General features: G+C 50.7%; 22 protein-coding genes, 1 tRNA gene and 1 pseudogene. 21 read left to right on the top strand and 3 right to left on the bottom strand.

All coding sequences use genetic code 11. The features are described 5' to 3' along the window. From FBF27_01585 to FBF27_01565, 5 genes are all read left to right on the top strand, one after another. On the top strand, positions 1-675 hold the full coding sequence (locus FBF27_01585) for a response regulator transcription factor (protein QJU09109.1): 675 nt from the start codon (positions 1-3) through the stop codon (positions 673-675). Further along, positions 672-1,631: a HAMP domain-containing histidine kinase gene (locus FBF27_01580; GenBank protein QJU09108.1), complete on the top strand. Its 960-nt coding sequence runs from the start codon at positions 672-674 to the stop codon at positions 1,629-1,631. Before FBF27_01585 ends, FBF27_01580 begins: the two co-directional genes overlap by 4 nt. 113 nt (positions 1,632-1,744) lie before the next feature. Continuing rightward, entirely contained in the window at positions 1,745-2,206 is a 462-nt protein-coding gene (locus tag FBF27_01575) for a hypothetical protein (GenBank protein ID QJU09107.1), read from the top strand. Between the two features lie 86 nt (positions 2,207-2,292). Further along, positions 2,293-2,949, top strand: a complete 657-nt coding sequence (locus FBF27_01570; GenBank protein QJU09106.1) for a response regulator transcription factor — start codon at positions 2,293-2,295, stop codon at positions 2,947-2,949. Continuing rightward, positions 2,936-4,324, top strand: a complete 1,389-nt coding sequence (locus FBF27_01565; protein ID QJU09105.1) for a HAMP domain-containing histidine kinase — start codon at positions 2,936-2,938, stop codon at positions 4,322-4,324. Before FBF27_01570 ends, FBF27_01565 begins: the two co-directional genes overlap by 14 nt. Here the strand turns inward: FBF27_01565 and FBF27_01560 are convergent. Continuing rightward, positions 4,321-4,920, bottom strand: a complete 600-nt coding sequence (locus FBF27_01560; protein ID QJU09104.1) for a peptidase S51 — start codon at positions 4,918-4,920, stop codon at positions 4,321-4,323. The genes FBF27_01565 and FBF27_01560 overlap by 4 nt on opposite strands. Positions 4,921-5,091: 171 nt before the next feature. Here FBF27_01560 and FBF27_01555 point away from each other — a divergent pair. From FBF27_01555 to FBF27_01495, 13 genes and pseudogenes are all read left to right on the top strand, one after another. Then, a pseudogene (locus tag FBF27_01555) lies at positions 5,092-5,710 on the top strand (DUF421 domain-containing protein). A gap of 157 nt (positions 5,711-5,867) precedes the next feature. Next, positions 5,868-6,173: a hypothetical protein gene (locus FBF27_01550; protein QJU09103.1), complete on the top strand. Its 306-nt coding sequence runs from the start codon at positions 5,868-5,870 to the stop codon at positions 6,171-6,173. Positions 6,174-6,413: 240 nt separating this feature from the next. Next, a complete protein-coding gene (gene speD, locus FBF27_01545; GenBank protein QJU09102.1) occupies positions 6,414-6,857 on the top strand; it encodes an adenosylmethionine decarboxylase in 444 nt (147 codons plus the stop codon). A gap of 13 nt (positions 6,858-6,870) precedes the next feature. Next, complete coding sequence (locus tag FBF27_01540) at positions 6,871-7,554, top strand: putative methyltransferase (protein QJU09101.1); 684 nt, start codon at positions 6,871-6,873, stop codon at positions 7,552-7,554. Then, positions 7,535-8,119: a hypothetical protein gene (locus FBF27_01535; GenBank protein QJU09100.1), complete on the top strand. Its 585-nt coding sequence runs from the start codon at positions 7,535-7,537 to the stop codon at positions 8,117-8,119. Before FBF27_01540 ends, FBF27_01535 begins: the two co-directional genes overlap by 20 nt. Beyond that, on the top strand, positions 8,106-8,711 hold the full coding sequence (locus FBF27_01530; GenBank protein QJU09099.1) for a hypothetical protein: 606 nt from the start codon (positions 8,106-8,108) through the stop codon (positions 8,709-8,711). The genes FBF27_01535 and FBF27_01530 overlap by 14 nt, the downstream gene beginning before the upstream one ends. 348 nt (positions 8,712-9,059) lie before the next feature. After that, on the top strand, positions 9,060-9,485 hold the full coding sequence (locus tag FBF27_01525) for a DNA-binding protein (GenBank protein QJU09098.1): 426 nt from the start codon (positions 9,060-9,062) through the stop codon (positions 9,483-9,485). 382 nt (positions 9,486-9,867) lie between these two features. After that, entirely contained in the window at positions 9,868-10,101 is a 234-nt protein-coding gene (locus FBF27_01520) for a hypothetical protein (protein ID QJU09097.1), read from the top strand. Positions 10,102-10,176: 75 nt separating this feature from the next. Beyond that, a complete protein-coding gene (locus tag FBF27_01515; protein QJU09096.1) occupies positions 10,177-11,559 on the top strand; it encodes an ABC transporter permease in 1,383 nt (460 codons plus the stop codon). A gap of 9 nt (positions 11,560-11,568) precedes the next feature. Further along, positions 11,569-12,807 carry an ABC transporter permease gene (locus FBF27_01510; protein ID QJU09095.1) on the top strand — a complete coding sequence of 413 codons (1,239 nt, stop codon included), beginning with the start codon at positions 11,569-11,571 and terminating at the stop codon, positions 12,805-12,807. 8 nt (positions 12,808-12,815) lie between these two features. After that, a complete protein-coding gene (locus FBF27_01505; protein QJU09094.1) occupies positions 12,816-13,445 on the top strand; it encodes an ABC transporter ATP-binding protein in 630 nt (209 codons plus the stop codon). A gap of 255 nt (positions 13,446-13,700) precedes the next feature. Continuing rightward, a complete protein-coding gene (locus FBF27_01500) occupies positions 13,701-16,211 on the top strand; it encodes a cation-transporting P-type ATPase (protein ID QJU09093.1) in 2,511 nt (836 codons plus the stop codon). Then, a complete protein-coding gene (locus FBF27_01495; GenBank protein QJU09092.1) occupies positions 16,198-16,608 on the top strand; it encodes an NUDIX hydrolase in 411 nt (136 codons plus the stop codon). The genes FBF27_01500 and FBF27_01495 overlap by 14 nt, the downstream gene beginning before the upstream one ends. An 88-nt stretch (positions 16,609-16,696) precedes the next feature. Here the strand turns inward: FBF27_01495 and FBF27_01490 are convergent. Continuing rightward, a tRNA-Gln gene (locus FBF27_01490) sits at positions 16,697-16,771 on the bottom strand. A 79-nt stretch (positions 16,772-16,850) separates the two neighbouring features. Between FBF27_01490 and FBF27_01485 the strand changes: the two genes are divergently transcribed. The 3 genes from FBF27_01485 to FBF27_01475 all read left to right on the top strand — a co-directional run bounded on the left by FBF27_01485 (position 16,851) and on the right by FBF27_01475 (position 20,045). Continuing rightward, positions 16,851-17,324 carry a hypothetical protein gene (locus tag FBF27_01485; GenBank protein QJU09091.1) on the top strand — a complete coding sequence of 158 codons (474 nt, stop codon included), beginning with the start codon at positions 16,851-16,853 and terminating at the stop codon, positions 17,322-17,324. 19 nt (positions 17,325-17,343) lie between these two features. Further along, the gene (locus FBF27_01480; protein ID QJU09090.1) at positions 17,344-18,885 is read left to right on the top strand and encodes a class I SAM-dependent RNA methyltransferase; all 1,542 of its coding nucleotides are present in this window, start codon (positions 17,344-17,346) and stop codon (positions 18,883-18,885) included. A 113-nt stretch (positions 18,886-18,998) separates the two neighbouring features. Continuing rightward, positions 18,999-20,045 (top strand): hypothetical protein, encoded by a 1,047-nt coding sequence (locus FBF27_01475; GenBank protein ID QJU09089.1) that lies wholly within the window; start codon positions 18,999-19,001, stop codon positions 20,043-20,045. A gap of 849 nt (positions 20,046-20,894) precedes the next feature. Here the strand turns inward: FBF27_01475 and FBF27_01470 are convergent. Further along, positions 20,895-21,881: a hypothetical protein gene (locus FBF27_01470; protein ID QJU09088.1), complete on the bottom strand. Its 987-nt coding sequence runs from the start codon at positions 21,879-21,881 to the stop codon at positions 20,895-20,897. Positions 21,882-21,896 lie beyond the last annotated feature (15 nt).

Raw genomic sequence — 21,896 nt, 5'->3', positions numbered from 1 at the left:
ATGCGCCTCCTCATCATCGAAGACGAACGAAAGATTGCCCGGATCATTGCCGAGGCGCTGCGGCGTGAGCATCATGCTGTGGACGTGACGCATGACGGGGATGAGGGCTTAAATATGGCGATGAGCGAGCCGTACGATCTACTAGTCGTTGATCGGATGCTGCCGGGACGGAGTGGCACTGATATCGTGCGAGCGTTACGCGGGCAGGGCAAGGATATGCCGATTTTGCTGTTAACGGCGCTGGGGACGACCGAGGACAAGACGTTCGGCCTGGACAGCGGCGCTGATGATTATCTCGTCAAGCCCTTCGCCATCGCCGAACTCACCGCCCGCGTGCGAGCGCTCCTCCGCCGCCCGCCGATTCAGCAACCGGACACGCTCCAGATCGCTGATCTCGTGATCGACCAGACAACGCAATCCGTTACTCGCGCTGGCACCGCGATCGACCTGACCAGCAAGGAGTACGCGCTCCTCGAATACCTGGCGCGCCACCCCGGCCAGACGCTTAGCAAAGACAAATTGATCGCCCATGTGTGGGATTTTGACGCTGATATTTTGCCCAACAACGTCGAGGCCTACATCAAGCAGCTGCGCAAGAAAATCGACAAGCCGTTTCGGTGTCCGCTGATTCACACCGTGCGCGGCTTTGGTTATAAATTGGAGGCTGGCGAGTGAAATTATTTTTCTCGGCAACGCTCAAGCTGGCCGGCTGGTACTTGCTCATTTTGATGACCGTCAGCTTACTATTTAGCGGCATCATCTTTCAAGTTGCCAGCTCCGAGCTCGACGTCCAGCTGAATAACTGGAGTAAGCATCACAAAACCGACAGCCACACCGAAACCACCATCATCCGCGACCACCCGTCAATCTCGACCACCAATTTGCTGATCAGCCTCGGCTATCTCAACCTCATCGTGCTCATCGGCGGCGGCGTCTGTGCCTATATATTGGCCCGGCGGACGCTTGAGCCGATCGAGGCAGCACATGACGCTCAGTCGCGCTTCACCGCCAACGCCAGTCATCAGCTGCGCACACCACTGGCTGTCATCAAGGCCGAGGCCGAGCTAGCATTGTCTGACCGTCGCGCCAGCAAAGCATCACTTCGCCAAACGCTCCAGAGCACACTCGAAGAAACTGACCGTTTGACGCAGCTGACTGAGACACTGCTCAAACTATCGTCTGCCAATCAACAATTAGAAACCACGACTGAGACATTCGACATTACTGACCTCACCAAAAAGCTGATCACTGAACGCAAGGTCGATGCGCGCACCGTACTGATCACCGACGAGGCCATCACCCTGACCAGCCATCGCCTCATCGTCCGCGAACTCATCGCCATCATCCTCGACAACGCTCTGCGCCACAGCCCGCGTAAGTCCCGTGTCCAGGTTGATATCAAGGCTACCCATCACCGGATCACCGTCTGCCTGACGAACGATGGCCAAATCGCGGCGCGCGACTTGCCGCATATTTTTGAGCGATTTTTTTCTGGCGATCAGCGAACCGGTGGCTACGGCCTTGGCCTCAGCCTCGCCAAGCAACTAGCCGGCGCCCTCGGCGGCCAACTCACCGCCGCCAGCCGCAAAGACACGACAACGTTCACGATTTCGCTGCCAAAAACCCTGTAATTTACCTCTGGTGGCGTAACTTTTTTTGACATTTTTACAATTTTTCAGCTAATTTTCAGAATGCCATGGTGTAATAAGTTACGGTGAGGTGGGCCTCACCAGAAAGGGTAAGGATGAATACGACAACATATCTCAGTAAAAAAGGCTTCAAAGAATTACACAAGCAAATCAACGAACTCGAAATCCGCGAAAAAGCACTCTCGGCTGAACTACGCGACATCGGCCGCGCCAAATCTCGCGACGACAAACTCCGCCGCAGCGACATTATCATGAATCTCGAAAACGTCCATGGTAAGCTCACCGAAAAACGCGCTGCGCTCAAGACCGCCAAGCCGCTGCCGCGCAAGCGCGATCGGCTGCGCATCGCCATCGGCTCGGTGGTTGATCTCATCGATCAGCAGGGCCAGCTCTTTCGCTACACCCTCGTTGACAGCCTCGAGGCTGATCCGTCTGACGGCCGCATCTCGGTCGATAGCCCCCTCGGACAAAGCCTCCTCAACCGCCACGCCACCGAAACCATCTCTCTCGGTCTCGGTCGCACCACCCGGCGCCTGCAAGTGGTTGGCGTCCGCTGATACGACCCAAGCGTCCCAATTTGACGCTGACCACGCGCCCCATGCCGCTCGTTTACCACGGGCGGCATTTTCGGTATACTACTTATATGACATCAACGATTCTTATTGTTGAAGACGAACCTACCTTACGCACTGGCACCGAGCAATTCCTACGCCAGCAGGGTTTTGTGGTACTGACGGCGACTAGCGGCGAGGAGGCGCTAAAGAAATTTACTCAGGCAGATATGATTATCCTGGATATTATGCTGCCGGGGATGAGCGGTATCGAGACGCTACACCAGATTCGCCAGACGAGCGATGTGCCGGTACTGATGCTGACGGCGCTACACGATGAGCCGACGCAAATTGCCAGTTTTGACGAGCTGGCGGATGATTATATGAGTAAGCCATTTTCGCTGGTGCTTTTGGAAAAGCGAATTAAGGCGCTGCTTCGCCGCCAACAGTCTGTCAAAAAAACCTTGTGGCAGCGCGGCCTGGCTTCGGTGGATTTTATGGCCTATCAGGGATTTTATGATGATACTGACGCGCACCTCAAGCCCAAGGAAGTGCAGCTGCTTAAACTGCTCGTGGATAATCCAAATATGGTCTGGAGTCGGCAGGCTATCATTGACAAGTTGTGGCGTGATGACGAGGTGCCATTCGACCGAGTGATCGATGTCTACATCAAAAACCTGCGCAAAAAATTGCACCTGGATTGCATCACCACGGTAAAGGGAGTAGGCTATCGCTATGAAGCGGCTTAAATTATTTCCCAAAACGTTTTTGGTGTCAATCGGCCTATTCGCAGTAGTGATCATCCTGGCGCACGCGCTGGTCTACACCTTGATGCCACAATTTTATCTGCAGCAAAAAGAGCGCCAGGCAGCAAATAACCTAGCAATGCTGACCACCGAGCTGCGCGGCAAATCGGCTGAGGAAATGCGCCGTCTCAGCCAGGAATTTGCGAGCATGAAAAACGTCAACATCACGCTGACGATTGACGGGCGTGATCAGTATTTTCAAGGCTTTCAATCCGTCAATATCGTGACAGACAGCGGTAAACCAGTCGATACCAGCGTGGTGAAAATCGCTGACGGACAAACGATCGATCCGCGCTCGGTGATTTTGCGGCAGGGTAGCGTGGCGGATAATCACGGACAAACGGCCAGAATCAAGCTACTGGCCGATGTGGCGCCTGTCACTCAGGCCAAGCTCGCCACGCTGCACGTATTGCCATATACCATGCTCGGCTCGCTGTTGGTGGCGCTGATATTTTCTTACATCTACAGTCGTTTTGTGACGCGGCCGATTCGTAAGATGGCGGCAGTGACCACGACTATGCAGCGACTGGAAAAGGATGTGCACTACCCGGTGAACAGCCATGACGAGATCGGCGTGCTGGGGCGAAATATTAATGAGCTGTATCAAAATTTGTGGCAGACGATTCGCTCGCTGGAGCATGAAAATAAGCGGATCACCCAGCTCGAGAAAGAGAAAATCGCATTCCTGCGCGCGGCCTCGCACGAGTTGAAAACGCCGCTGGCAGCCCTCCGGATCATGCTCGAAAACATGCAACTCAATATCGGCGAATATAAAAATCGCGACCAGTACCTGGCGGAATCGGTGGCGCAGGTTGACCGCTTGGCGGCGATGGTGAATGATGTCTTGCGTTCTGGCAGTGTCGCCGAGCAGGCTTTGCGTCAAGAAAAGCGGCTGAGGGTTGATAAGCTAGTCGCTGAAGTGGTTGACGACTATACACTACTGGCAAAAACGCGCGGCATGACTTTCGAGGTTAATGCAGAGCCGACGACCATTCGTGCCAACCGCGACATGATGCGCCACGTCATCTCGAACCTGGCGTCAAACGCGGTGCGCCACGGCGACGCCGGGAGTGTGATAAAACTTACTTGCAACCAGCGTGAACTAGCCATCGAAAACGCCTGCAAACCACTCACCAAGCAGCAACTCCAGCACATCTTTGATCCGTTTTATCGAAGCAGTGCCGCCACGAAGCAACACACCGACAGCAGTGGTATCGGCCTCTACACCGTGAAAATGCTACTCGACGCCAAAGGTCTAGACTACGACTTCACGCCACACGGGCAGGGTATGCGGTTTGTGGTGAGGTTTTTTGGTTAAATAGTTACAATATTCTTTGTATCGCCTTTTACGATAATCGCTTGGGTATTATTGATAGCACATAAATCAATGTCTGGAAATGTTTGCACAATTTGCTCTGTGACTTTTTTAAACGGCGCAGTCAAATAATGTGGTAGAACATAAAAATCAATGATATTTAGCCCCGTATTATCATCTTGGGAATAATCTTTCGGAATTGGATCCATCTTCTCTATATAAGAGATATCAGGTGCACACACGATAGCACCCGCTGACTCTCCGATGAATAGTTTACCATTCTTAAGTTGTTGTTTTAAAAGTTTGTCTGTGCCAGTTCTTCGCAATTGATCAATAAGGAAAAATGAATTACCACCCGTAAAATAAATAACATCAGCTTCTTCGAGTGATTCTTCTGTCTTTGAAAATTCTTCAGTTGAGATTTCAATTTCTATTAGTCGAGCGCCCAAATTTTTGAATAGTTTACGTGCCGATCTAACATAGCCCGTATAACTCTCGCGTATCGATGCCGTGGGAATAAAGGCAATCTTTTTATTGGCAATCTGCTCTTCTATGATAGATCCAACACTTGAGAAGTGCGAACATAAAAATAAATTCATTTTTGTACCTTTTTTATTAATTTACTATTTCTAAGTTATATTATACCTTACTTTTTGGTGTGAATTTATTAGGGCTAGCTAGTTCTCATCGGCTGATACAAAATAGCCATCGTCAAACATGTCATACCGAAGCACTAGCTGTCTGTACTAAAATTAAACCATGGATGATTCATTTTAGTAGCAATAAAATTGTTGATTGGCTTTTCGCACTGACGATAATTATCAATATTTCCGGAAAAGGTAATTTGTCGCCATCGTCTGCCAGCGACCAAGTGCAGAACTATGTGCTGGGTGGTATCATCGGCGGAGTCATTTATAACAATAGCATTCAGATTCTGAACTACATCGGTATTTTGTGCATATGGTGCGCGCTGGTGCTGACATTGAAATGGATAAAACAGTATAACGTGAAAGCGAAGCAGCTGATCGACGGCAGAGCGTTGACTATCATTGATAATGGAAAAATCAACATTGAGAATTGCCAGAAAGTCGGTTTGAGCGCTCATGACGTATCGTTCAAACTGCGAACTCATCATATCTATTCAACGAGAAAAGTGAAAAGAGCCGTGGTAGAGCAAGACGGCGAATTGATCATCACTCATAAAAAGGAGGAAAATCCGAATTTCCCATTGATAACAGATGGACAACTGCAACTGATATTTTGCATGTAATTGGCAAGGACGAGAAATGGCTGCTCAAAGAAATGAACAAGCAGGGATTGAAGGCGTATAGTGACGTATTTCTGGGGGAGTATGTGGACGGGAAGTTAAACTTGACGGCTTATCAATAATAATATTTACGCTATCAATTGCTGAGTGGGAATATGCTGCGGCACAGCAGACACGTACCCATCCCGCTTATTCGTGCTACAATTGAATTATGAAGAGTATTGACGGCTCGACCCAACAGTGCCCAGCAAATTATCGATATCATCGCCGGAGTCGTCCGTGAGTGAACATGTCTTTGACCGAGAGAAGTGGCAGAGCTTAACGATTTTCGAGCAAATGGGCAACATCGGCTCAGAGGTCGGGCGAGCGTTTACCGCCCGGCGCCGCGGCGATACGGTTGCAATGACCGGCGCCTGGCAGCGCGGCTTGGACTTGTTAGACGCCACCGCCGAACAGCTCGCCCGCCAAAAATCACCAAAACTCCGCGAAGTCCTGCGCGCCCGCGAACTATTCGCCGGCATGGAAGACGAATCATTGGAGGATTACTTTATGTGGTTTGCGGTGGCGGCGCGTAAAGACAGGTAGACACAGCAGCAGATTTTCTCTCACACAGAGACAATTGTATATTTGCGCTCCTATATCTCATCTGTTACAATAACAGTGCTAAACTTCTACAAAGAAGCATATATAAATAATGCTTCGAAACGCTGATGCGGCCATATGCGCAGATAGGTTTCGAAGCTTATTTGTAGAAGTTTAGCGACTAGCATGTGGTCGCTTTTTTGATGACCAAATGTACATAATATAATACGAAAAGAGTGTATTATGCAGGATAATCAAAATAAACTTTCTATTGTTGATCAAGATTCAACGTTGCGTATCTATAATCTTGACTTACGCCATAAAGTCAGAGGTCTTTGGGATGAAAATATACCTCTTATCAACCATACGGTTATCGAGGCTCGGGGTCTGCCTGATGAGTTTCTTAATTCTTCAAAATTATTAAAAGACGCTTGCGATGCTTTCTGTAGAGATACTGGTCTTAGTGTAGTTGAGCGACGAATCCATCAGTTTGAACCTATAGGTAAAACGGTATTTTATGTCCTAGAAGAGAGCCATCTATCAATGCACACGTGGCCAGAAAGTGGATATTTACATATGGATTTGGTAACATGTACTAAAAAAGAAAAAGAACCGCTAGATGTTGCAGCAATTTTTAATAGGCATTTCCAACCATCACACATACGCTATATAAAGTTAAAATACTAAAAGCGAGGAGTTTATGAGCCAAAACAGAGATATTCTATGTAGCGCACTAGAGCTAAACAAGTTACGTCCAGAAGCTGATATGAGCATTGAGCAGTACCTTATGACTTCTGAAAGTATGGCACGACAGGTTGATATGATGAGGCCTGTACTTAATGGTAAGAAGGTTTTGTTCCTTGGGGATGACGATCATCTATCGGTATTATTTGGTAAATATTTGAACGTTTCGCCAGTTGTAGTTGAATACGATGCGCGAATACGTCGTAGTTTGCGAGATAATTACGCAAAGAACAACATTAATAGTTACATAATTGAAGAATACGATGCGAGGAATGCTTTGCCTCAACATATCAAGGCTGACGCATTTTATATAAATCCACCATATTCCTCAAAGAATCGCGGCAAAGGCGCAAAGGTTTGGTTAAGCCGAGTAGCTGGTGCAGTGCCTGTTGGCTCGGTCTCCGTGCTAGTCTATCCGATAGACGAAGACCTACAATGGACACTTGATTGTACACATGAGATTCTACAATATGCATACGACTGTGGTTTAATGGTTGCTAATATAGACAAGGATGTTCACACGTACGGTCATCTGCCAAAAGACCCAGGACTACTTTCGTCAAATATATATTTGTATAAATACAAAGATTGCGTTGCCAAAGAAAATGAGGATATAGACGGTGGCTCACTCTATCGATAAGCCGGGCGACCTATTGGTTGTCTGCGGACTATCAGGGTCAGGTAAGAGTACGCTTGCACGCCATGCTTTACGAATGTTCCCGCAAGAATTGAAGTACATGAATACACTAACCACACGCCCACGCCGCCAAGATGAAGACGATATCGAGTATACTTTTGTTGACGTAGGTACGTATCGTCAAATGAAAGCAGCGGCTAATCGGTGGGACGAGTCGTTAATCTATGGAAACTACTACGGACTAAACCCAGATGATTATATTGCTCAACTAGAGCAGGGTACAAATCTTATCGTATGTTCCACGCCTTCAGATAAAGTTGTCGGAGATATGTCGGACATATACGGCGACTCACTAAAGAGCATACTCGTTAAAACCACGCCAGCCACTTCAGCAGAAAGATTACGCCAAAGAAATATCATGCACGACATGTCTCGAGTTGCTCTTGATGCTGTGATGCTAGATGATGGATTTACGGCGGATTTCTCATTTGATCCATCTGGTAGATTAGAAATAGATACGGCAAACTTTGTAGTGTTAATAGAAAGGATTATTCATGACAAAAAGTAAAACGATTTACTTCATCACCTCCAACCATCGGAAATTCACCAGTCTCCAGAAACTTCTGCAGCCGCTTGGCATTGACCTGCAGAGACTTGACTATGATTTTAATGAGGGGCGAGGACTAGACATTCAGACAATCGCCAAAAGCAAGCTGGCGCAAGCTAAAAAAGCCTTTCCAGACAAGCGCCTGATTGTCGATGACCGCGGCTTTTTCATCCCGGCGCTGAAAGGCTTTCCGGGGCCGTTCGTTAAATTATTACTGGACAGCTTTAGTTATTCCGGAATCATCAAATTGATGCAAGGCGAGACCGATCGCCGGGCTATCTTTTCTTTTGCGGTGGGTTATTTTGACGGCGAAAAAGACCACGTTTTCGTGGCTGATGAAGAGGGCTTTATCATCGATGAACCGCGCGGCGACAACCTGCACGGCTGGACGGAATTATTATATATTTACGGGCATCCGCGCTTTCCCGGGCGCAGCCTGGCAGAATTGAACGACGAGGAATGGAAAAAGTACTTGGCGGCAATTGAAACGGTAGATGGGTTTGTGATGGTGAGGGATTATCTAGCAGAAACACAAAACGAGACAAACAAATGAAAATCTCTCGCTTTTCCCGCCCGCCCATGCTAAAATAAAACCATAACCAACATCCGCGCGCTGCCATCAGCAAGGGGGTGTTTGTAATCCGAAAGGAGGTGGGCAGATGACATAGCTTGCGATAAGCTAGTGTTCCAGCGCGGTGTTTTAGCCGCCTCCAAGTACTAATCTGCGGATTATTGCCTGCGGTTTTAAGGGGTGGCTCTCGCCAGACTAAAACCAACGTGGTACTTTTCGAAAAGTACCGTGATAGTTTTGGAAAACCAACGTGGTGGTTTAGAAAAAGTACCGTGGTACTTTGAAAACTTTGCTATAGTACGTTAATTAACTAACGAAAAGGATAATCAAATGACATTGAAGTATAAATCTGTCAAACTAAAAAATCCAGCCAAACCAACCGAACCGGCTAAATATTATGCCCGCGAGTCGGAGTCCGGCCGTATTGACCTCCCCGAGCTCGCCGATAACATCGCCCGCCATTCTACCACTGTTAGCAAAACAGACATCCAGGCGGTTTTGACCATCCTGGGCGAGGAATTGGCAGCGCTGCTCGCCAAAGGCCACAGCGTCCACTTGGGCGAGCTGGGCTACTTCCATGTCACACTCAAATCCAAAGGCATCCTTGAGGAAAAAGATGTTAATCCCAGCCTCATCGAGGAGGCCAAAGTTCGTTTCGTGGCAGGCTCCGTCCTAGAAAAAGAAATCAAGAACGCCAAATTCGAAAAGGCCCCCGAACCAAAGAAAGAGGCGCCAAAACCAAAACCAGGAGCGTAGACCGTCCAGGGATAATGGATAGGTTAGGGCGCGGGGTGGGTGAATGCTTCGCGCCCTTTCGTGTGTTTTATGGTGATGGAATAGATAATGATGAGTAGCGTAATAATACATAAGCTTAAAGAGTGGGTAGAAACAACCCCTCTAAGAAGTAAAATCAAAAAGCAGGCAGCGATAGCTCGCCAAAATAAAATGAAAAAGATTCTAGAGGATCCGAAGAAGATTCGTTCCGCCGCCCAAGGTGCCGTTAGGCGGCAGCAGAAGTTGGCCGGAATTAGGTAAGTAATTTTGTACCCAAAGAGTTAGCCAACGTCAACTTACTAGCCGTACACCATCAGCAGGGTGTATAATTAATCCTATCAATAAATCATAAACAAAGGAATATATGAATATCAAACCTCTAGACATAGTATCTATGATAGGTATTATTATCGTAGTATCAAGTAGCGCTATCTCTATGCATATTGCCGTAAAAGCAAGCAAGAAGCAAAAAGCTCAGCAAGAAAAAGACGCTAAAACTAAAAAGGTAGAACCAAACAGCCCCGCAGCAAACACCAGCGAACTCCGCGCCGAACTGGATGATTTGAAGAAACGGGTTGCAGTGCTTGAGAAGAAATAGCCAGATAACCCCACCCATTTCACATTCCCTTCACATTCGCCTGCTACACTGACATAGAACCAAGAAAGGAGATCTATGTCATTTATACAACGTGCCTGGTTGTATATCACCAGGAAAAAACTCAAAACGCTGATTTTGCTGGCGATTTTGCTGTGTATGTCGACGATTATGCTGAGTGGATTTGCCATCAAGCATTCGACCGACGCGGCGGCGCAGTCGCTGGACAAAACGCTCAAGGCCGGCTTCACGCTGGGCAATAATCCGCGCACCAATCCGGGAACAGCCCGCGGTTCGGGAACGGTGTCGAACAAAGACATCGACGCGGTGAAGAATCTGGAAGGCGTGACGGATTATGTCAAGCGCCAGAATGCCACGGTCGATTTTATCAATACCAAACTGGTGCCACTACCAAGTGGCGGCAGCGGCTATGACGCCGAGAAAGACAAACAGTTTGGCAATGCCGCCACCATCATTGGTGTCAATAAATCTGAGTCCGAGAAAAAGTTCCGGGCTGAGTCGCTCAAGCTCATCGCTGGCCGGCACATCACCGAGAACGATTCGCACAAAATTTTAGTGCACGAAGATTTTGCCAAGGCAAACAACCTGAAGCTTGGCAATAAAATTAAGTTAAAGGCCAATCAATACGACACCGACAACGAGCATCCATCCAAGGACGAGGTTGAAGTGGAAATCGTCGGTATATTTAACGGCAAAAACCCAAAGCAGGCGACGTACCAGGTGGAACTGTTTGAGAATTTATTCCTGACTGACCTCACGACAACTCGCCAGTTGAACGCGTATACCGAGCAAAATGAGATTTACCAAGACGCCACGTTCTTCACCAAAGGCACCAAACAGCTGGACGAGGTGATGGCGCGGGCACAGAAATTGCCGGTCAATTGGCAAAAGTATCAATTGAATAAGAATAGTCAGGAACTGGCTGGTGTGACTGGTGCGGTGAACGGCGTGTACGGCCTGATCGACGGCATGTTGTGGGCGACGGCGCTGGTTAGTGTCGCGGTGATCGGCATGGTGCTGTATTTGTGGATGAACGAGCGCAAGCGCGAAGCGGGCGTACTCTTGGCGACGGGTGTGCCGCAGTCAAAGATTGTGTTGCAATATATCGCTGAGCTGGTGATGATCGCGGTGCTGAGCTTCGGTGCGTCGTACTTTACCGCAGGGCTAATTGCTCAACAAATGGGTGATCACGTGGTATCGCAGGCGGCGCAGAATGCCACACGTCAAGCTGGCAGTTCCCTCAACGGTGCGTCGCTCGGTGCTGACGCCGACTCGGTGACGTCATCACGCACGCTCGACAAGGTGACAGTTGGTGTGCAGCCGACGGATCTGCTGGCGGTGTGGGGCGCTGGACTGGCGGTGATTATTATCGCGGTGCTGCTGGCTTCGCGGCCGATTACCCAATCAACGCCAAAAGAATTACTAACCGAAGTGGACTAGGGGCGAACGATGACGATTATCAAACGAGCCTGGACGGCTGTGGCACGCAAACGACGTCGCAGCCTGACCATCGCCCTGATCATGACGCTGATTTTCACGCTGCTGATCGGCACGCTGACGGTACAGCAGACGATGGCGCAGCTGAAGCAATCGGTCGAGCGTAATATTCGCGCCGGCTTTAGCATCGCTAACAAGCAACCGTCGGGCGAGGTGCCGATGGACATCACGCAGCGAGTGCAGCGCCTGGACAAGGTCAAAGCGCACAATTTCCAGGCAGAAACCACCGCGGGGCTGCCGGGCAAACAATTGGTTGACGTAGCGGGTAGTGGTGTGCAGCTGGACTCTAACGTGGCTGGCGAGGCGAAGGTGACGGGCGCGACAGATAGTAATCTGCTCGGCGAGTTCACCGGTCGATTCTACCAACTAGAGCAGGGTAAGCACTTGACCGAGCGCGATCAAAACGCGGCCCTGATCCACAAAACCTTCGCCGAGAAAAATAACATCAAGCCTGGCGACAAGCTGGACATCACCAAAGACGGCCGGCGGGTGACGGTGACTGTCGCAGGAATTTTCAGCGGCAAAGGCGAAAAGCCAGCGGTCTTACAGTCCGACATGGCGGAGAATCATCTCATTACTAATTTGGCCGCAGCGCAGCAGCTGACAGGTAGCCAGCAGCTAACGCGAGCGACGTATTTCGCCGAAAATCCGCATCAGCTGAAGTCGTTAACGGACCGCGCTAAAAGCCTACCAAACGTCGATTGGCAAAAATTTAGCCTGACTGACAACGGGGCCGTGTTCGCTGGGGTTCTCCAAAACATCGCTGGCATTCAAAACATTTTGACGATTGCCACCATCGGCGCAGCCGCGGCGGGGCTGGCGGTGCTGTCACTGGTGCTGGTGTTCTGGGTGCGCGGCCGCTTGCATGAAATTGGCATCTTGCTGTCTATCGGCACGTCGAAGCGGCAGATCATCGGGCAGTTCTTGGCAGAGCTGGCTATCATCGCCGCAGTCAGTTCGGTGTTTGCGCTCGCCATCGGCTCGATTGCCTCATCGCAAATTTCTACTGCCTTGACAATACAAACCGACCAAAGCCAGCGTGTAGAAAAAACCGTGGTGCAGGCCGCGCCACCGGCGACCTATCTGCAGGCTTTCACCTTCGGCTACATGGTCGTTCTGCTATCAGCCATCGCTGCCACCGCGCCAATCATGCGCCAATCACCAAAGCAAATTTTAGCAAAATTAAGTTAGGAGTTATTATGTCACTACTTACGTTACGCGATATTATCTATTCATACGCCGACGGCACCAGCAATGTGCTCAACGGCATCAATTATCAATTTGAAAAAGGCAAATTCTACGCCATCGTCGGTAGTTCTGGCGCTGGCAAATCGACCCTGCTGGGGCTGCTAGCAGGATTGGACACGCCGACCGGCGGGCAGATTTTGTTCGACGATGAAGACATCGCTGAGCAGGGTTATTCGCACCATCGCAAGCACAATATCTCGCTGGTGTTTCAGAATTATAACCTGATCGATTATCTGACGCCACTGGAAAACTTGAAATTAGTTAATCCCAAAGCCACCAACGAAACACTGCACTCCATGGGTCTGGATGACGATCACATTCACCGTAATGTCATGAAACTTTCTGGCGGACAGCAACAGCGCGTAGCGATCGGCCGGGCACTTGTGTCCTCCGCACCGATCATCTTGGCGGACGAGCCAACTGGCAACCTGGACGAAACCACCGCCGCCGACATCATCGACATACTGCGCCAGGCCGCCCACGAAAACGACAAATGCGTCATCGTCGTCACCCACAGTAAACAGCTGGCCAAAGAGGCGGATGTGGTGTTGAAGCTGAAGGATAAAAAGCTACGGGCATAGCGTCAGGCCTGGTGCAGCCCACGTCACTTACGGTACGTGGAGCGACCGAATCGACTGACGATGATAGAATCATAAAACCCCCATCTCAAGCAAGAGGTGCGCGAGGCAGAAGCCGGAGGCGCACCTTTTTGCCTGTAATTAACTGTCGCAGAATAGCGACCTCAGCTATACCGGGTACAATGACTACCTACTATTTCAAGCTACGTCCCGAACCTCAAATTTCCCCCAAACCACACTTCACGCTATAATAACCATATGCATTTTTATCAATCATCAAGCGACGAGGCGCTGCGGCGACTTAGTTCCTCGGATGGCGGCCTGAGCGCGGCCGAAGTCCAGCGCCGCCAAAAACGCTATGGCCTCAACATCATCAAAGTCCAATCCGAACCACTCTGGCGCATCATCCTTGAGCCATTTCTCGATATCTTTATGCTCGTCCTGCTCATCGCCGCCATCATCAGCCTCTGGCACGGCGAAGCAATTGACGCCATCATCATCTTCGTCATCGCCGCCATCTCGGCCGTTATTTTCTACATTCAGCGCTTCTCAACTGACCGCGTGCTGCGCAGCCTGTCCCGTCACGACGCCCAAAAAGTCGACGTTCACCGCGTCAATCGTACCACGCGCATCGACGCCAGCCAGCTGGTTCCGGGCGACGTCGTCTCACTAGCCGAGGGCGAGAAAGTCCCCGCCGACATCCGCCTCCTCCGCAGCGCCAACTTGCGGGTGGACGAGGCGCAACTGACCGGCGAATCACTGCCAATCTCCAAACAAACCGACGCACTCACCGGCAATAAAGAAATGTACGAGCAAACCAACATGCTGTTTCAAGGCTCATTCGTCGTTAGCGGCACCGGCACCGGCGTGGTCGTTGCCACCGGCAATCAGACCGAGTTCGGCAATCTCGCCATGCTCTCCAAGCGTGAATCGACCCAAAGCCCAGTCCAACGAAAAATCGACACCCTGATCACCAAAGTCATCGCCGCTGTCTCGGCTATCGCCCTCGTCGCCTTTGGGCTGAGTTTGCTGCGCGGCATGGATGTACTAGAGAGTCTGCGTTTTGTCATGGCCCTAGCGGTGAGTGCCGTGCCGGAGAGTTTGCCGATTGCAATTTCCGTGGTGCTAGTCTTGGGGATGCGGCGGATGGCCGCCAAAAAAGCGCTGGTGCATCAAATGCGCGCCATCGAGACCATTGGTGTCATCACCACCATCGCCACCGACAAGACGGGCACGCTGACCAAGAACAAGCTGACCGTACAGCAAACCTGGACGCCGGACGAGGCGACAGAGAACATCGACCGCATCATCGGGCTGGTGGTCAACCGCGCTCACGCCAAGAGCCACGATCCGCTGGATATCGCCCTCAATGAGTACGCCCGCAAGCAGAGCGCCAGCCCACGCCACGCACCAGTTCGCGACCTGCCATTCAGTCAAGCCCACGCCATGTCCGCCACCGTCTGGCATCATGGCCAGCAGTTTCGCTTGTACGTCAAGGGTGCGCCCGAAGCCATCCTGGCGGCCTGTCGCGTGTCGGCCCGCACCAAAAAGCGCGCCCAGCAAATGCTTGATGAGATGACCGCCCGCGGCTACCGGGTGATTGGGCTGGCGACGGGCGAGCTAGACGAGGCAATTGATGGCTTTGATCAGCTCGGCAAGCAGCGCCTGACACTTGCTGGCTTCGTGGCCGTGGCTGACGTGCTGCGACCAGAGGCGCCGCGAGCTATCCGGGCCGCCCTGAAGGCGGGCGTGTCGGTGCGGATGATCACTGGCGATCATTTCGAGACGGCCTATCAGATTGGCCGGGAGCTTGACATGGTTGAAAATCGCAACGAGGTGTTCGATTGCCGTGACATGGCCAAGTTGTCTGATGATCAGCTAGACGCTATCGTCACCAAGACCAAGGTCTTCTCCCGCGTCATCCCCGAGCAAAAATACCGCCTGCTGACCATTCTCAAAAAGCACCACATCACCGCCATGACCGGTGACGGCGTCAATGACGTGCCGGCGCTGACCAACGCCCATGTCGGCGTGGCCATGGGGTCGGGCTCGCACATCGCCAAAGATGCTGGCGATATCATCCTGCTCAACGATAATTTCAAGACCATCATCGACGCCATGCGCGAGGGCCGCACCATCATCGCCAACATTCGCCGCATGCTGTTTTATCTACTATCAACTAACACTGGCGAGCTGATCACCATGCTCGGCGCGCTGCTCATCGGCATCAAGACGCCGCTGGAGCCAGTGCAAATTCTGTGGGTTAATTTGGTGACCGATACCTCAATGGTCATTCCGCTTGGCCTGGAGCCGGGCGAAAAGCAGGCCATGAACCGCTCGCCCGAAAACCCCGACGCACCGATTCTCAGCCGTCAAATGATCTGGCGGATGGTCATCGTCGCTGCCACCATGTCAGTCATGGCCCTGGCCGTCTATATCTTTTTCGAGAAGCATTACGGCCACGACTACGCGCAGACCCTGGCCTTTATCTCGCTGGTGGTCAGCCAGTGGGCCAATGCCTTCAACGCCCGCTCCGACAGCGAGTCAATCTTCACCCGCCTCAGGGTCATGAATGCCAGTTTTTACGCTGGCATCGGCCTGTCGGTCATGTTACAGCTACTCGTCTTCTTCGGGCCGCTTGGCACAATCCTCCACATCACGCCGATCAATTTCTGGCACGGCGCACTCATCGGCCTCGCCTCGTTCGTCATCCCGATCCTCACCTGCGAGATACACAAGTGGTGGGGCAGGAGGAATGACCATGCCTGAGCTCAAAACTATCCGAGCCGCCTATCGCGTGTCAGTCAAGGGACTGATTTATGATAATAATGGAAAGTTGCTATTCGTCCGCGAGAGGAGCGATACGTGGAATTTACCCGGTGGCGGGCTGGAGCACAGCGAGGGCATAGCCGAGGCCTTGCGGCGCGAGTGCCGAAAAGAGCTGGGCGCCGAGATAGAAATTGCAAGCGCAGCGCCAATCATCATCCCGACATGGAGCAAAAAGTTCGACACTCCGGTGCTCATTATCGCCTACCAAGTTCGCCTCGTGTCGCCACCCACAACCACGACAGATGTCAGCGAGCTGCGGTATGTTGGGGCCGATGAGCTAGGGCAGGTTGAACTTGACTCGACACTGTCGGCCAATATAGATCAGTTTTATACATAGGAACGACCCGTGATAACCGGCGTAATAATACGCGGCGTCGATTGAACCGGAAACCGGAGGAGATTTAGAATAATTACGTGTCTTTGCTTGGCTGGGCCGGAGGGATTCGAACCCCCGAATGCCAGGACCAAAACCTGGTGCCTTACCGCTTGGCGACGGCCCAATACCAAGGATTAGTGTAGCATAATAATCACGTAATTACCAGCCTTGCGATCAAGCCAAAAACGCGCTACAATCATCATATGCATAAGCAGTATGGCTTTACTATCGTCGAAATTATCATTATCATCGTGGTCATCGCGATCCTCGCTACCTTGGGCGGTCTCGTGTGGCGCAATACGTATAACACCGCTCGCGACAACGAAACCAAGTCAAATATTTCAATGCTCAAGGAGGCGATCGAGAAATATCGTTCGGACAACGGCGAATATCCATGGCCGACGATCGCCTGCACCATTTATAACACCGCTAATATGAAGATTTGTAATGGCGGCGAGCTCGGCGCACTTCTCATTCCACGCTACATCAAGCAGCTGCCAAAAGACCACGAAGGTCGCGATTATTGGTATCTCGCAGCCACTGACACGACCCACGCTTCCAGCGTCGTACCGACCCGCTACGCCATAAAGGTGCCGCTCTCAGATGGCACCACCTGCCGCACTGGCCGCAATATGCAAAACGGCTGGTTTGGCGGCGTGCCAGAGTGTAATTTCTAATCTGTTATAATAACTCTTGATGAAACGACAGAGTTTTGAGACGCTGACACTGGAGAAGGTCGTTGGCGGCGGGCAAGCACTAGGAACGCTGACCGACGGGCGCAAATGTTTCGTATGGGGCGGACTGCCTGGCGAGACCGTCACCGTTCGCATTACCAAAAAGAAATCGCACCTTGTCGAAGCAGTTGTCGAGGAAGTAATCTCGCCAAGCCCCGACCGCATCCAGCCGCGCGACCCGGATAGTTATCTTTCGACCAGCCCGTGGCAGATTATGCCACTCGAGATAGAGCAGATATACAAAAGGCAACTGATTGACGACGCCTTTACACTGCACAATGTTGCATTACCGGCAGCGATTGATATTTATTGCAACAATGTTGCATATGGTTATCGCAACAAAGTTGAATTTAGTTGGTATAGCGAATCAGTAGTGTCTCGAGCGGTATCTCAGAAAAAATCTGGGCTTGTCTCGGGTCCCGAATTATTTTCTGATAATAACCAAGAGATAGACGCGGATAGCGACCGTGAAGAGTCGTCTATTGACACGCTTGATTTAGCATTTTTTCGCCGCGGCAGCAAAGGTAAGATTATCGTCAATGGCACAAGTTTGGCACGCCCAGAAATCAACAACTTGGCGCGGGCGATCCGCGATTTGCTGCGCCATAAACACATCTCGGCTCGCCAGCTCAAGACCTTGCTCGTCCGCTGCAATCAGTCAGGAAGTTGCGTATGGCAGTTGTATATCAAAGATCGCTTGCCCGAAATAATTACTGCTGATGAAGCCGCCAAGCTACCAGCTCAGGGTGGGGAAGTCATCTACTCCGATCCGCGCTCGCCAGCCAGCCGCATCACCGAGCGCTTGGCGCGTTTCGGTAACACCACCTTGACTGATGCTATCCTTGGCATACCATTCCGCTACGCCTGCGAAGGCTTTTTCCAAGTCAACATCCCGGTTTACGAGCAGGCGCTGCGCGATATGCGGGAATGGGTACCGTACAATAAGGCGCGCCAAGAGCGCCAGCTGGATCAGTTAGCGGCACATGACAACACCGATAGTCAACAGCGAGCAATATCTCAGAAAAAATCTGGGCAACTTCACGTGGGTCCCGGATTATTTTCTGATGATATTCGAGCTGTCAAATTATCAACCATCGACCTCTACGCTGGCGTCGGCACCATCGGCCTGACCATTGGCGGCGACAACATCACGCTGGTGGAAAGCAACGCCGACGCCGTCCGCGAAATGCAGCGTAACATCACCGAACTTGGTCGCACCGACGCCCGCGCCGTTCTCGCCCCCAGCGAACAAGCCCTCGACTACATTACAGGCAAGGAAATCGTCATCGTCGACCCGCCGCGCGCCGGCTTGCATTCCGACGTTATTGCGACATTGTTGCAACAGCTGCCGCCGTGCATCCTCTATCTCAGCTGCAATCCCGTCACCCAAGCCCGCGACATCGCCTTGCTCCAGCAACGCTACCGCATCGCTTGGCACCGCGGCTACAACTTTTTCCCGCGCACGCCGCATAGTGAGCACTTGGTTGTTCTCGACAAGAAATAAACTAACTCGACGGCGTAGCAATGACTGGAGCTGAATTCTCAAAAACTTGACATAGTATTGTACTACTGATATAATCTCAGCACACTAAAATCCATACGAGAGGAGTTATAGCTATGCCAGGAATACCAAAGCCACCTGAGAGAATGCTGAGCGAAGAGCAAAATAATTCTACAACCCCCTGGGGCATGCTTCAGGAAAATTCTGCGGGTATCAAGGAGGAAGTTCAGGCAGATCCAGAAACACCCGTTGGCACTAACGATCATACCGAAGTCACCCCTGAACCTAGCGAACCTGAAATGTATAGCGGTCCGCTGGAAAAAGCCCCATTGCTTGAGTTGGGCAACGACCTTGCTGATGCCAGAATATTTTTCTCTGATGCAGTAGATATAGCCAAATATGCTATCAGTAACGGCCCAGAAGCACCAGAAGAAGGCCAGCCGGTACTACTTATTTTTGGTGGTGTTTGTGTTCCCGTATATGAAAATTCTGATCCCGAAAAACTAGAGGCAGCTTGGGCGCGAGTTATGCGCGGACACTGTGATCAGCAGATAAAAGTTCCTGATCCGTATAGCGAGCATCCTGTAATAGCAGAGACATATCCACTCGTGATAAAAACTCTGGACGATATACCAGAAAAAGTCCTTGCCGCTGAGGCGCGGGAAGATGAAGCTCGGCGCAACGATGAAGACGATTATGATATTCAGCGGGCAGATACCATTATCAACAGAAAAGAAAAATATGAGGGGCTAAAAGAAAAACTCTGGGACGTAGAAATACGCCTTGCTGGAGCAGCGGCGGCGCAGCTACCACCTAATATCTATGGCGACAGAGATAACCCAATACAAGCAGAGCCATTTACGAGTGAGTTTGAGGCAAGAGGAGTCATGTACAGCTCTTACACATTCCTATTGGCAAAGCTCATGCAAGATCATCTCAACAATAACGAGACTGCAACCGTAGCAGATATTGCCGAAGAGGCCCTAAAAATATTGGATATCAGGGTAAATACCTCAGATCCATTGTTTAATGCAGTAACTGGTTATTTATTGCCAGACTCAGCGTGGGGCTGGGATCATGGTCAAGAGCTATTAGGATGGTATAACGAAGTACGCGAGCGACAAAGTGGATACCGCTCACCTCTTCCGCCTGAAGCCCAGTAACAATTGTACGCTTGATATCAAGTGTTTCTAGGCTATAAGAATCCTAACAAAACGCCGACGTACTTATGTACTTGCCGGCGTTTTGATGTTCTTGAAATACCCACACTCCGACCCGTTCTTATCATGCTGCGCCAAGTTACTGTTATCAGAAAGCACCGGCTACTATTTTCTATAAAAAGTTATCTATGATCATAACAGGGGTGAGAAAAAATATTATACCACATTTTTGACAAAATCCATTGACATTTTGTTCTATTAGTGATATATATATCAGCTTTTGTTGACGAGTTGAGTAGATCCTTGTCCGAAAGTGTATTTTGACAAGCAGAGAAAGTTTTGATTTGAGATGGGATGTTGCGGTGTGTCACAAGAAGCACCAAAACACCCCATCTCGAGTCGACCCATTCGGGTGTCGACCAGTGTTTTTCACACGAGCATCCGCTCGGGTGGGGAGGAAGAGTATTATGCCCAACTATAAGGTTATTTCAATTAGTATAAAGTTCAATAATGGCACTAACCTGCTTAGCGCCATTATTGACGCGAAGATGCTTGCTCAATTGCACGACCGGGAGGGGCAGACTGTGGTTAGGTTCAAGTTCAATAAGCACACCATCCAAGTATGTTCCAATTCCGATCCAATCTCCATAACGAAGGCTCTCATGAAAGCAAAGCAAGGGGGGACCATTGGACCGTGACCTACCTGTACATGACTCAAAAGGAGGTGATTGATAGATATACACTAGTTACGAACTGGCGGGCAAAGTTAACTTTCCTCCACCTTCTGCTTGTCAGTTCGCTCCATAGATGCATGTCTATGCTGATGAGTCGGAAACGACGAAAGCGAACAATTTATTCAAACATCACTAGTTGCACCGCCAAAGCTTCACGGGTAATCTCATCCGCCCGTTCGCCGATGAATACGATTTTTGCCGCCTCCTCAGGCCTGGCATTAGTTAGCTGAATCTGCTGCTCGGTTGCCTCCACATGCTGGCGCGCGCCGTTGTCGTTGATGAAGCAGCCCTTCATTCGCCGTAGGCCATACGCCCTGAACAACTCCGGCCACATGCTTTCCAGCGCCATTGCAGAGATACTCATACCAGAAACATCCAGCACCACATACGTCGGATTATCCGGCACCGCCAGCTCGCCATCGTACGTGTCAAAAAACGCCAGCAGCCCCGACGGCGTAGTTATTTTACTGAAGTCAAACCGACCGTGCGGCGCGCTTAAAACCTTGGCGTAGGGCAGGGCGCGGCGCTTTGTTTCGTACGCGGCCCGCTCGCTATCGTTCAATAAATCTTCCTTGGTCACCAAAATCACGTCTGCTGCTTGCAGTTCAACTTCGTGCGCTGGCTCAATCCCGCGCAAAATCTCGTGCGCATCAATCACATAAAAACTCTGCATCAACTCATACTTATTGAAGATTTGTGCATTAATCAATTTCTCGACCAAGTTCATCGTTCGCGCCACGCCCGTCGCCTCAATAAACACCGGCGCCGGCGAATTCCGGCAAAAGTCCAGCAGCATCCGCGTCAACGCATGCTTCGACGAACAACAAACACAATCGCCAGCCAGCGTCGTCACCATCTCCGCCAATCCCTCCAGCCGATAGCCGTCGACATTTTCATTAGCATACTCATTTTCAATTACCCTTGAGCCCTTATAGTCACTTTGTTGCAATAAGAATTCCAACACGCTGGTCTTGCCGGCGCCCAGCGAGCCATTCACCAAATACAGTGGCACTTTATCAACAACCGCCCGCGCTTCGTCAAACGCCGCATTAACACTAAATTCCAAATCATCATCGCGTTTCGCCATACATCTATTATACGTCATCACAGCCAAGGTGCT

It is taken from the genome of Candidatus Saccharibacteria bacterium oral taxon 488, from assembly GCA_013100805.1.
GTDB lineage: Bacteria > Patescibacteriota > Saccharimonadia > Saccharimonadales > Saccharimonadaceae > Nanosynbacter.
Note: the sequence above shows the minus strand (reverse complement) of the source record. Positions and strands in the feature narration are given on the sequence as shown.